This window comes from Daejeonella sp. (genome assembly GCF_030695525.1).
Taxonomy (GTDB): Bacteria; Bacteroidota; Bacteroidia; order Sphingobacteriales; family Sphingobacteriaceae; genus Daejeonella.
This window is the reverse complement of the sequence record NZ_JAUYSS010000049.1, coordinates 55138-67510: the sequence shown is the minus strand read 5'-3', so window position 1 is coordinate 67510 and position 12373 is coordinate 55138. Positions and strand designations below refer to the sequence as shown.

Here is a 12373-nt window from a genome sequence, read left to right as displayed (position 1 = left end):
AAAATAATTCTAAAATTGAACTATGATTAATAGGATATTTAATTGCACCAAATCAATAACTAATTCGAATAATTTTTCCCTCCTATTCCTAGTAATTGCAAGTTGTTTTATTTCCTGTGATAATAGTCAGAGTAATGGTGAATGGGGTGTTTATGCTGGCGGAAAAGAACGTCTTGGCTATTCTTCTCTCAAACAGATCGACACCTCGAATGTCAAAGATCTGAAAGTAGCCTGGGTCTACCATACAAAAGACGCCGATCAATCTAGTCAGATGCAAACTAATTCTTTAATTGTTGATGGTATATTGTATGCTGTCTCCCCGCAATTGAAACTTTTTGCTGCAGATGCAGCCTCAGGAAAGGAACTATGGGTATTTGATCCCATCCCAAGCATGTTAATAGACAATGCAGGAAGACAGAGTTTTGGTCTAAATGTTTGTCGCGGGATTGTTTTACATAAAGGCAAAAACAATGAACATCTGATCTTTTATACCGCCGGATCATCCCTGTACTGTATTAACAGTGCTACCGGCAAACCGGTTAGTACTTTTGGTAAGGAAGGCCGGATATCTTTATATGACAATTTAGAACTGAATAGGGATGTCAATAATCTCAGGGTAACTTCCACTTCTGCAGGCATCATTTATCAGGACCTGATCATTATGGGGAGCAGCCTATCAGAAGAAGAGGAAGCTGCTCCCGGACACATCAGAGCCTATGATATCCATACAAGCGAAATGAAATGGCTGTTCAGGACCATACCATCCCCTGGGGATATTGGTTTTGATTCATGGGAAGACCCCGAAGCTCATAAATATGTTGGCAGTGCAAATGCTTGGGGTGGATTCAGTTTGGATGAGAAAAGAGGAATTGTGTATACGGCTACAGGAACCTCCAATCCAGATTTTTATGGAGGTAAACGTAAAGGAGATAACCTCTTTTCCAATAGTATTCTAGCTCTGGATGCGGCAACAGGGAAGTATATCTGGCATTTTCAGGCGGTACATCATGATCTTTGGGACTGGGATTTCCCTTCAGCACCCTCGCTGGTCACGGTAAAAAAAGAGGGTAAAAAAATTGATGCGTTAGTACAAACAAGTAAACAAGGATTCATTTACCTGCTCGACAGGATCACAGGTAAACCCATATATCCTATTGTTGAAAAAGCAGTGCCAATCGATACGGATCTGGATGGGGAACAGCCATCGCCAACTCAGCCGATACCGACGGTGATTCCGGCATTTTCCAGGCAAAGTTTTACAGAGGCCGATCTGAATAGAAATATTCCCGACTCCTCTTTTCAGGATCTTAAAAAACGGTTCAATGCCTTAAAAAATAATGGGATGTTTACTCCACCAAGCATATCGGGCACTCTTGTACTTCCCGGACTTACAGGCGGCGCAGAATGGGGTGGCCCATCGGTTGATCCCGAAAGTGGCATCATGTATATCAACGCGAATGAATTGCCCTGGATTATTTCGATGCAGGATACCCGTTTGGAAAAGCCTGTAAAAGCAGCACAAACCAATCTGGATGCCGGTAAAACCTTGTATGTCAAAAACTGCCAGGGATGTCATGGTGTCGACCTGAAAGGCTCCGGCAACTTTCCGGCCTTGCTCGGGCTTAATAATCGTTTTAAGGAAGAAGATTTCAAAGTCCTGGTTTCTTCGGGAAGAAAAATGATGCCTGCATTCAAAAATTTGGGTGAAAATGATAAAACGGCTCTGGCTTCCTACCTCTTGAATCTTGAATCTAAACAGAAAGAGACGTATGTTCCCGAAGTAAAACAGAGACATCCTTTCTACAATACCCCTTACCGCCTTGCAGGGATTAGGCCATTTCTAACCAAAGAAGGCTATCCCGGCATTGCACCCCCATGGGGAACACTGAGTGCCATTGACCTCAATACCGGAAGGCTGGTATGGAGAAAAACACTGGGGGATCATCCTGAGATGAAAGCAAAGGGTATCCATTCTGGCACGGAGAACTGGGGTGGATCGGTCGTCACGGCAGGGGGGCTCGTATTTATTGCAGCCACGAGCGATGAAATGTTCAGAGCCTACAATAAAACTACCGGTGAACTCTTGTTTGAAACCAAACTTCCTGCAGGTGGTTATGCTACACCATCTGTATACAGTGTTAAAGGGAAGCAGTATGTGGTAATCGCATGTGGAGGCGGTAAAATGAGAACCAAATCAGCAGATACTTATGTGGCTTTCTCATTACCTGATTAATATACAGAATTTTTCGTTTTAATAATTAGATTGTATTTCATCTAATATAGTGGCCAGGGCGTTTTATAGAGTTCAAAAAAAAATATTTCATGATAATGCTTTAAAATTTTATAATATTTAATTATGCTTTTATCATTTCGATCTATTTGGTTTCTATTTCTCTTTTGTTTTTTTGCAGGGTTTTTAAATGCACAGGAAAAACGAAAATTTAAGATCTTTCAGTTTCCACCCAATATGATCCCAACCATTGATGGAAAAAGTGATGATTGGAAAATAGTAGACCCATCCTATAATATTGGTATGGATCAATTGTGGGATGACAGGGATGATAGTATCAGACATCGGGTTGCTGATCCTAAGAACCTGGATGTTAATGTAAAGGTTGGATGGGTAAAAGGAATGAACAGGCTGTATTTTCTATATGAAGCCTACGATGATTACTGGGACTTTTCATCCACAAATTTACATAATGATATTTTTGAGGTAGTAGTTGACGGTGACCAGTCAGGTGGCCCATTTATTAGTTCTTTTCACCCGAATAAGGAGCTGGATCAAAATGAAACCTATTTTTCATACCACGGTGTCCATGCTCAGAATTATCATATTTTCACACCCGCCAGAGGAAAAGATTGGACTATGGTTTGGGGAGGTCAGCCCTGGATTAAAGAATTGCCTTTTGCTAATGCTGCCTATAATTACAATTTCAATCCCGGGGAATCAGGTCGTTTAACCCTGGAATTCTGGATTACCCCTTTTGATTATGCTGGCCCTGAGGGTATTTCAAGGGCAGTTGAATCGGTTCTGTCAGAGAATAAAGAAATTGGTCTTAGCTGGGCTGTACTTGATTATGATAACGTAAATGCTCCCAGATACAATGGCTTTTGGAATCTTAGTAAAGTCCGTGAGATGTATGGAAATGCTTCCCATCTGCTTCCCTTCCGACTGATGCCATTGGAGAAGCGCTTTCTTAAGCCAATAGATGCGCAGTGGTCATTTGTAGTCTCGGATATGAACCGCAGAATGGTTTCGTTTACAGATAAATCTCAGGGCGAAATTTCAACCTGGAAGTGGGACTTTGGCGATGGAAACACCTCTGATAAACAACATCCTGTGCATTTTTACGATAAACCTGGGTATTACGTGGTTACTTTATGGGTAAATGGACCTGCAGGTACATCACGTATGGCTAAAGTATGGGATGTAGCCCTTAAATAAGGTGAATTATTTAATCTAATTATCCTGACCGACCGGGTTATTTAGAAATTAAGTTTATGATTTCGTAAAATAACATTAGTTGTTGTTCAGAATTTAATGAATTTTTAGTCTGCAAAGAATGGATTACCCTATGCCTAAAATCAAAATGATGAAACTGAAACAATTCTCCCTATATTTCATTAGTTGTCTTACCCTTTTTTATCTATCCTGTCAAAATGAGGATCATAAAAATGAATGGAGTGTATATGGCGGAAGTAAGGAACGTATTCAATATTCAGCCCTTGATGCAATTGATACTTCCAATGTCAGGGATTTACAATTGGCCTGGATTTATCATACAAAAGATGGGCAATCAGGTAGTCAGATACAGGCGAATCCACTTATAGTTGATGGCATACTTTATGGAGTTTCGCCTCAATTGAAACTATTTGCTGCTGATGCCCTAAGCGGGAAAGAAATATGGGTGTTTAATCCGGTTGATTCCATGATGGTCGACATTCAGGGCCGACAAAGTTATGGAATGAATGCTTGCAGAGGGATTGCTCTATACAAAGGTAAAAATAAAGAACATCTGCTTTTTTATACGGTAGGATCTTCTCTGTTCTGTATAAATAGTGCCACCGGTAAGCCAGTTCTTAGTTTTGGAAACAAGGGGCGCGTTCCGCTACATGATGGCCTTGATTTAGATAGGGATCTGACAAATTTAAGGGTTACTGCAACCTCCCCGGGGGTAATTTATAAGGATCTCATTATCATGGGAACCAGTCTGTCTGAGGAAGAGGAATCTGCACCAGGTCATATCAGGGCGTATGATGTATTTACGGGTAAATTGAAATGGATGTTCAGGACTATTCCTGAACCAGGAGAGGTTGGATATGATTCCTGGGAAGATCCCGAGGCTTATAAATATGTAGGAGGGGCAAACGCCTGGGGCGGCCTAAGTTTAGATGAAAAAAGAGCAATGGTTTTTGCCTCTACAGGGTCTGCTGTTCCTGATTTTTATGGAGGGAAAAGAAAAGGAGACAATCTTTTTTCAAATAGTATTCTTGCACTTGATGCAGAAACCGGAAAATATATCTGGCATTTTCAGGGTGTTCATCATGATCTATGGGATTATGACTTTCCCACTTCCCCGGTTTTGGTTTCTATAAAAAAGGAGGGTAAAAATGTCGATGCGGTAGTACAGGTAAGTAAACAAGGGTTTATTTATATGCTTGAAAGGGAGACGGGTAAGCCGGTATATCCGATTATAGAAAAGCCGGTCCCTGCATCAGACCTCGCAGGGGAGCAGACTTCTCCGACACAACCGTTCCCAACAGTTCTTCCTCCATTTGTAAGACAGGAATTTAAAGAATCCGATCTTAATAATATTGTTCCGGATTCATCTTATCAGGACCTCAAAAAAAGGTTTTTAAGCTATAAATCTGGTAAAATGTTTATTCCTCCGAGTCTGCAGGGAACACTCGTTCTTCCCGGACTAACCGGTGGTGCAGAGTGGGGTGGTCCTTCTTTTGATCCTTCGACCGGTTTGCTTTACATTAACGCTACTGAAATGCCATGGGTTGTTACCATGATTGATACTTTGGTAGAAAAGATGCCTGAGTCCACTCAAACGAATTTGCAGGCCGGAAAAAGTATTTATGATAAGAACTGCAAAGGCTGTCATGGTGCGGATCTCCAGGGCTCAGGCAATTTCCCATCATTGCTCAATCTTCATAAGAAGTATAATGAAACCAAATTTAAGGTTATCATAACCTCCGGTCAGAGAATGATGCCCGCCTTTAAGCATTTTAGTGAAGAGGACAAAACTGCTCTTGCATCCTATTTATTAAATATTGAATCAGAACAGAAGAAAATTTTCACTCAGGTAGCTAAGGTAACCCATCCTTTCTATCGTTCACCTTATCGTTTTGGTGGATATAAACAGTTTTTAACTAAAGAAGGTTATCCTGGAATTACTCCACCATGGGGTACTTTAAGTGCCATTGATCTCAGTACCGGCCGCTTAGTTTGGAAAAACACATTGGGTGACTATCCTGAATTGAAGGCCAGGGGTATTCATGCCGGTACAGAAAATTGGGGAGGATCTGTTGTCACTGCTGGCGGATTGGTATTTATCGCCGCAACCCGTGATGAAAAATTCAGGGCATTTAATAAAGCTACCGGGAAACTATTATTTGAAACCAATTTGCCTGCGGGAGGATATGCTACCCCTTCTGTTTATAGCGTAAATGGTAAACAATTTGTTGTAATCGCTTGTGGTGGAGGAAGAATGAGAACTAAATCCTCGGATACTTATGTTGCCTATTCATTGCCTGATAAATAAAATCAGGGCTAATGAATCTTGTTTTAAAAAATAAATCTTAAGCATTATTAACATAAAACAAAAATGGAAAGATCAACCTTTTTAAAATCCCTGGCTGGAGTGGGTGTGGGTACTTTAGGACTGAGTTCTTTAAGTTCATGTAAAACCAGCCTCTCTGATACCTCTGTTAATCCTGATGTGATGCCTGCCCATCTTACGGGATCTGCATTAGACTTCAATAAGATCAGGGAAGATTTCCCCCGTACAAGGGAGGAAGTCTATATGGATAATGCATCAACCCATCCGATTAATATTTATACGGCTGCAGCTTTACATCGCTATGCTGAATGGGCTAAGGACGATGTGGGTGAGCCATGGTGGCCAAAATGGTCAGAGACCCGTCAGGAATGTAAGGATAGCTTTGCCAAACTGATCAATGCAGATTCTGATGAAATAGCTTTTGCAAGAACTACCGTCGAAGCCGAGAATAATATTCTGAATGGGATGGATTTAAAAGGAGGTAATGTAGTGACAACAGATCTTCATTATGCGCCTAGTTTATATGGTTATAAGATGCGTGAGCAACGTGAGGGTCTGGATATAAGAATCATTAAGCATAATGACTGGAAGTTTGATATAAAGGATTTTGAAGGCGTAATTAATAAGAACACCAAATTAGTGGCTATCACGCTTGTTTCTAATGTGAATGGTTTTCTGGTTAAGGATGTTCGGGCAATTGCAGATTTGGCTCATGCCAACGGAGCGTTGCTTTATGTTGATATTATTCAGGGTGTAGGTGCTGTACCTGTGGATGTTAAAGCCATGGGTATTGATATGGCTGCCTGTTCTACCTTCAAATGGTTAATGGGTAGTAAAGGGTTCGGGTTTATGTATATCCGTAAAGATTTGCAGGATACCCGGGTTTTGCCGACGCAACATCATGGTGGATTAAATTTCAATTATGGACCCTGGACAGATAATATGGATTCAGCATTGGGTGAGTTTGATTTCAAACCTACCACAGGTCCGGCGATGTATGAGGTTAGCTATCCATCTTATGAAGGCGTATCCTGTGCTATCACTTCGATGAAATATATACAAACCTTAGGCGTTGAAAATATCCGTAATCATGTTCGTACGCTAACAAGCCGTTTAGCAATAGAAATGCCAAAGATTGGTTATCCTATGATCACACCTGAGGGCAATGAAAGTCCTATTATTGTATTCAAGTCAAAGGACCCGGATGAAGCAATGAAAAAACTTCGTGCAGCCAAAATCAATGTGGCTATGCGATTTGGAAATAAATTGAGAATCTCCCCATCGATCTATAATAACCAGGAGGATATTGACCGCATTTTGGAAGTACTTTCATAAATTATAGGATGAGTCTAAAAAAATCTCATCCTATAATTTATAAAGAGAGGATGTTCACCGTGGACGACCGGACCCATATATAGAATTTTTCATTTATTAACTCCTTATGAATAATTAAGCTTGCTTAATGTAAATATTTAATTATTTTTAGTGGGAGCATCTTTGAAAATGAATGATTTATATAAATGGTCATAATGATAAACTTCTCTGTAAAAAGTATTCGAAAAACATTTAAAGTAACACTTTTTCTAAGTGTTACTTTATTTATGCTGGCAAAATCAGGATTTGCACAGCCTCAAAAACAAGGTTCAAAACCCAATATTATCTTCCTTGCAATAGATGATTTGAATGACTGGATTAATCCAGAAGGACTGGGAGGATTACCGGGATTGAAAACTCCGAATTTTGATCGCTTGAGGAAAATGTCCATGTCTTTTACCAATGCACATATTCCTTCACCCGCTTGTGCACCTTCCAGGGTATCCATCATGACCGGTGTTAGTCCGGCAAGATCAGGTGTAACCGGCTGGAAGCATCCGGACTGGCGGAAAGTTCCCGCACTCAGCACTTTGCTAACTATGGAGCAATTTTTTAAGGAAAAGGGTTACAAAACTCTTGCAGGGGGTAAAATATACCATACTTTGTCACCTCCCCGTTCAACAATAAACCAATCTGAAGCAAAAGGATGGGATTTCTATTATCCAAGTTTAAAAATTCCGGTTCCATTCCAGGTTAGAGCACCTGAAGAGATTATTTCTCCAAAAAATTTCAAAGGTATACAGCCAGATTATTTTACCTGGGGACCAATTGCACTGGAAGATGATTATATGGCCGATTTTCAAATTGCAGAATGGGCAAATTATGAACTTACTCAAAAGCATGATAAGCCTTTATTTTTAGCCGTTGGATTGACCAAACCTCATGATCCATGGGAAGTTCCTCAAAAGTATTTTGATATGTATCCTTTGGTCAATGTTCCTGACTTACCAATGAAGGAGGATGACTTAGAGGATGCATTTATCCATGGAAGAAGGGCTCTTCATCGTTTTATTACTGATAATAATCAGCTTAAGAAAGTTTTACAGTCATATATGGCTACCATTTCTTTTACAGATGCAATGCTTGGAAAATTTTTAGATGGTTTAGAAAAAACCGGGCATCTGGAGAATTCTATCATTGTAGTTTGGTCAGATCATGGAATGCATATGGGGGAAAAGGAAAATTGGGAGAAATTCACTTTGTGGGAGCGTTCTACCAGAGCCCCGTTATTTATTATGGCGCCAGGGATAACAAAACCGGGCTCTACTACCCATGTTCCGGTTTCTATGATGGATATGTTTCCTACACTTGCTGAACTCGCAGGTGAGAAAATTCCGGAATATTGTGATGGGGAAAGTTTAGTTCCGATGCTGAAATTGGAGAGATTTGATCATAAACCGGCGTTTTCGGCTTACTTTATGAATGAGCAGGGAGGAGCTAATTCAGGAGACGGATACACCATCAGAACAAACAAATACCGTTATATCTATTATCCTTTTATCAATTTCGAAGAACTTTATGATCATCAGGTTGATCCGAATGAGTGGACTAATATCGCTTATAAAGTGTCAAGTAAATCGATTATTAAGGAACAGCGAAATCTATTGAAGGATAGGGTTCCGGAGCTTTCATGGCCTGATACAGCTCCTAAGGGCTATACTATTGCCAAAGATGGAACAGTAAAGAAGGATGGATATGTTAAAATAGCAGATTTGAAGGAAATGAAATGGGGACTTTAAAGCTATGGTATTTTAAGATATTTCATGTGAATCAGTTTCTTAAATTATCAAAAGCATATTTAAATTTTTGTTTAGGCTTTTTTTGCCTTTTTACATTCCAGGCATGCAATCAGGGCAGTAAAACAGATGCGATTGAAAATAATCCTCCAGGGAATGGTTCAGCCTATATTACCTTAGAACAGATCAAATTTAATGGGGATACCTCAAAAACAGGAATGATCTCAATTCCGGGTGGGGTATTCATGATGGGTGCTGATAATGAACAGGCCGATCAGGATGAATATCCCAAACATAAAGTGATATTAGACCCATTTTGGATTGATCAGCATGAAGTTACTAATGATCAGTTCGCAAAATTTATTCAAAGTACAGGTTATGTAACTACAGCGGAGCGCAAACCCGATTGGGAGGAATTAAAACAACAATTACCACCCGGAACACCAAAGCCGGATGAATCTTTGCTGGTCGCAGCCTCACTGGTGTTTACACCCCCACAGCAGCAGGTTGACCTCAATGACTTTTCACAATGGTGGTCATGGGTTCCCGGAGCAAGCTGGAAGAAGCCCGATGGACCGGATAGTAATATTGATGGAAAAGGGAATTATCCGGTAATCCATGTTAGCTGGGACGATGCTATGGCCTACTGTAAGTGGGCCGGAAAACGTTTGCCAACTGAGGCTGAATGGGAATATGCCTCCAGAGGAGGATTGATCAATAAAATTTATCCCTGGGGTAATGAACATATCAATAAGGGAAAAGCGAAAGCAAATACCTGGGAGGGTAATTTTCCATATAATAATACTGAATTCGATGCTTTTTATGGCATTGCTCCGGTTAAATCATTTGCTCCAAATGGATATGGATTGTATGATATGGCCGGGAATGTTTGGGAATGGTGTCTGGATAATTACCGTAATGATTATTATCAGAGTATTAACAAGCCTGATGGTATAAAAAACCCACAGGGCCCTGCAGATAGTTTTGATCCCGATGAGCCCTATACCCCTAAAAAGGTGTCAAGAGGAGGCTCATTTATGTGTAATGAAAGTTATTGTTCAGGGTATCGGGTTGCCCGCCGAATGAAAAGCTCTCCGGATTCAGGAATGAGTAATTTGGGTTTCAGATGTGTCAGGTAATCTTCTATAATCATGATGAGTAATATTTTGTTCAGGAAACGAGTAATCATGCTGATACCGCTTATTTTCCTAAGCTTTTCATGTACAGATTATAGTCTTGAAAATCAGACGGGAAAAACACCTGAAAAAGTGTTGAAAGTGAGGACAACACTTCCTGCCTGTTGTTCAAATAAACCATCCAGATTTCCTGCAAAACCAGGGTTGAAGCAAGCACTCAGATAGATATTTTATTTGCTGATATTTTATAAATCGTGTCATAATGACACTAAGTATAAATATCTAAAATATTATCCAGTCAATTTTTTTTTCAGATTTTTTTTATTTTTCACATTGGATTTTTATTTGTTAAATTAGAATATTAATAATGGAAATGTCTACCTATTCAACCTATTCTGATAATGAATTGCTTGATCTATTAAGATCAGGGGACAGATCTGCCTTTGCTGAAATATATAACCGGTATTGGAAAAATATTTTTACTGTAGCTTCCAATAAAATTGGACAACTCGAAGAGGCCGAGGAAATTGTACAGGATATTTTCATATCCCTTTGGAATAGAAGGGAAGAGATTGTTATTACTTCAAGCCTGAATGCTTATTTGTCTGTATCAGCAAAATACCGAGTCATCAAGATCCTGGCAAAGCGAAATCAATATAATAAATATGCTGTTCATAGCCAAAATGTTATTCCTCTTATGGCTAATTCAACAGATGATTGGTATGAATTTGTTGAATTAAGGTCAAGATTAGAAATTCTCGTTGCTAATCTTCCTGAAAAATGTCGTCTGGTATATAAAGCAAGCCGCGAAGATGGTTATTCTCAAAAGCAAATTGCTGAAGAATTCGGTATTTCTGAAAAAACTGTTGAAGCCCATATCAGTAAAGCTCTCAAGTCTTTGAGAACAGGCCTGGGTCAGATTTTCCTGTAATTTTATTTAAACAAAAAATAATTTTAAATGCACTAAGGGATATGTACAGGTTGAGGGACTTGTATATAAAGACCCCTTTGATGAAACCTTTAAGTTCAAACGAGCGATATCAGGAATTAGCCGAGAAATGGCTCAATCATACTATAAGTCCACAGGAAAGTGAGGAATTTTTCCAATGGTATAATAGTGATCAGGATAATGATATTTATATCCCCAATGATTATGCTGAAAGTGATCAGGAGCTAAAAAAGAGAATCTTTGCAGAGATTAACCAGAATATTTCTGATCCTGTTTCTTCTCAGTCTTATTATACTCATAAATGGTTTGCCGTTGCTGCTCTCATAATTGCTGTTATAACTGCCGGACTTTTTTTTCGTTCAGAAACAAAGCAAATCCTGCTGCCTGTTGCTGAGAATATAATTGAAGAACCCAAATTGACTCCAACTGAAAGAAGAATTTCTTCTGTTCCCGAAAGTGAAAATACACAGACTGTAGTTGTTAATGATATCGAGGCAGGTGAAAATAAGGCAATACTTACCCTTGGTGATGGCACGAAAATTATTTTAGATGATGCTAAAAATGGAATTCTGGCAAATCAAGGTGGAAATAGTGTGTTAAAGGCAGCTGAAGGAGAAGTAATTTATTCATTCCTAAACGAAGTTAAGGATCCGCTAATAGAAGAACAAAACACTCCTGTAATCTATAACACCATAGAAACACCAAAAGGAGGTAAATTTCAGATTAAATTGCCTGATGGGAGCAAGGTGTGGTTAAATGCTGCATCCTCACTTCGTTTCCCAACAGTGTTCAACGGATCCAAGAGGCAGGTTGAGCTCAAAGGTGAAGCTTATTTTGAAGTATCGCCTGATCAATCAAAAGTCTTTGAGGTAAATACAAGAAATCAGGTTGTACAGGTACTTGGTACTCATTTTAATATCAATGCCTATCTGGATGAACCAACTGTAAATACAACCTTACTCGAAGGCAGTGTAAGAGTCTCTGATCTGCGGACAAATATCTCACAATTACTAAAACCGGGAGAACAATCTAAGTTAAGTGAGCAGATGGAGGTAATAAATTTGAAAAATACAAATGAAGCGGTAGCATGGAAAGAAGGTTATTTTCAGTTTGATGAAGCAGATATAAAAACAGTCATGAGACAGATTGAACGCTGGTATGATGTATCGGTAGTTTATGAAGGCGATCTTCCTAATTATCGGTTTGGAGGTGAAATTGAACGGAATTTAAGTCTCTTACAGGTACTTAAAATATTGGAAAAGACAAAAGTTCATTTTCGTTTAGAGGGAAGGGAGGTAATAGTAATGCGATAAAGGTTTACTAAAGAAAAAAAACAAACCAGAAGCGTTGGAGCGCCTCTGGTCATTGTTTAGCTAAAATAAAAAT

9 protein-coding genes are annotated in these 12373 nt (G+C 39.4%); all 9 read left to right on the top strand.

Annotated elements, in window-relative coordinates; translation table 11 throughout:
* Positions 1–22: 22 nt before the first annotated feature.
* The 9 genes from Q8S11_RS11910 (at position 23) to Q8S11_RS11870 (ending at position 12300) form a co-directional block, all read left to right on the top strand.
* Positions 23–2233, top strand: coding sequence for a PQQ-binding-like beta-propeller repeat protein (locus Q8S11_RS11910; RefSeq protein WP_305662330.1), 2211 nt, complete (start codon positions 23–25; stop codon positions 2231–2233).
* A 123-nt stretch (positions 2234–2356) separates the two neighbouring features.
* Positions 2357–3448 (top strand): PKD domain-containing protein, encoded by a 1092-nt coding sequence (locus Q8S11_RS11905; protein WP_305662329.1) that lies wholly within the window; start codon positions 2357–2359, stop codon positions 3446–3448.
* Between the two features lie 145 nt (positions 3449–3593).
* Positions 3594–5774, top strand: a complete 2181-nt coding sequence (locus tag Q8S11_RS11900) for a PQQ-binding-like beta-propeller repeat protein (protein ID WP_305662328.1) — start codon at positions 3594–3596, stop codon at positions 5772–5774.
* Positions 5775–5837: 63 nt separating this feature from the next.
* Complete coding sequence (locus tag Q8S11_RS11895; RefSeq protein WP_305662327.1) at positions 5838–7127, top strand: aminotransferase class V-fold PLP-dependent enzyme; 1290 nt, start codon at positions 5838–5840, stop codon at positions 7125–7127.
* A 194-nt stretch (positions 7128–7321) separates the two neighbouring features.
* A complete protein-coding gene (locus Q8S11_RS11890; RefSeq protein ID WP_305662326.1) occupies positions 7322–8905 on the top strand; it encodes a sulfatase in 1584 nt (527 codons plus the stop codon).
* Positions 8893–10041: a formylglycine-generating enzyme family protein gene (locus Q8S11_RS11885; RefSeq protein WP_305662325.1), complete on the top strand. Its 1149-nt coding sequence runs from the start codon at positions 8893–8895 to the stop codon at positions 10039–10041. The genes Q8S11_RS11890 and Q8S11_RS11885 overlap by 13 nt, the downstream gene beginning before the upstream one ends.
* A gap of 12 nt (positions 10042–10053) precedes the next feature.
* Positions 10054–10263 carry a hypothetical protein gene (locus tag Q8S11_RS11880; RefSeq protein ID WP_305662324.1) on the top strand — a complete coding sequence of 70 codons (210 nt, stop codon included), beginning with the start codon at positions 10054–10056 and terminating at the stop codon, positions 10261–10263.
* Positions 10264–10411: 148 nt separating this feature from the next.
* The gene (locus Q8S11_RS11875) at positions 10412–10969 is read left to right on the top strand and encodes an RNA polymerase sigma factor (RefSeq protein ID WP_305662323.1); all 558 of its coding nucleotides are present in this window, start codon (positions 10412–10414) and stop codon (positions 10967–10969) included.
* A gap of 80 nt (positions 10970–11049) precedes the next feature.
* Positions 11050–12300, top strand: a complete 1251-nt coding sequence (locus Q8S11_RS11870) for a FecR family protein (protein WP_305662322.1) — start codon at positions 11050–11052, stop codon at positions 12298–12300.
* Positions 12301–12373: the final 73 nt, after the last annotated feature.

What these genes read in the sequence shown, in the direction of transcription:
- Q8S11_RS11885 (WP_305662325.1), top strand. Translation starts at nt 8,893, where the DNA reads ATGGGGACTTTAAAGCTATGGTATTTTAAGATATTTCATGTGAATCAG.
- Q8S11_RS11875 (WP_305662323.1), top strand. Translation starts at nt 10,412, where the DNA reads ATGTCTACCTATTCAACCTATTCTGATAATGAATTGCTTGATCTATTA.
- Q8S11_RS11905 (WP_305662329.1), top strand. Translation starts at nt 2,357, where the DNA reads ATGCTTTTATCATTTCGATCTATTTGGTTTCTATTTCTCTTTTGTTTT.
- Q8S11_RS11895 (WP_305662327.1), top strand. Translation starts at nt 5,838, where the DNA reads ATGGAAAGATCAACCTTTTTAAAATCCCTGGCTGGAGTGGGTGTGGGT.
- Q8S11_RS11890 (WP_305662326.1), top strand. Translation starts at nt 7,322, where the DNA reads ATGATAAACTTCTCTGTAAAAAGTATTCGAAAAACATTTAAAGTAACA.
- Q8S11_RS11900 (WP_305662328.1), top strand. Translation starts at nt 3,594, where the DNA reads ATGATGAAACTGAAACAATTCTCCCTATATTTCATTAGTTGTCTTACC.
- Q8S11_RS11880 (WP_305662324.1), top strand. Translation starts at nt 10,054, where the DNA reads ATGATGAGTAATATTTTGTTCAGGAAACGAGTAATCATGCTGATACCG.
- Q8S11_RS11870 (WP_305662322.1), top strand. Translation starts at nt 11,050, where the DNA reads ATGAAACCTTTAAGTTCAAACGAGCGATATCAGGAATTAGCCGAGAAA.
- Q8S11_RS11910 (WP_305662330.1), top strand. Translation starts at nt 23, where the DNA reads ATGATTAATAGGATATTTAATTGCACCAAATCAATAACTAATTCGAAT.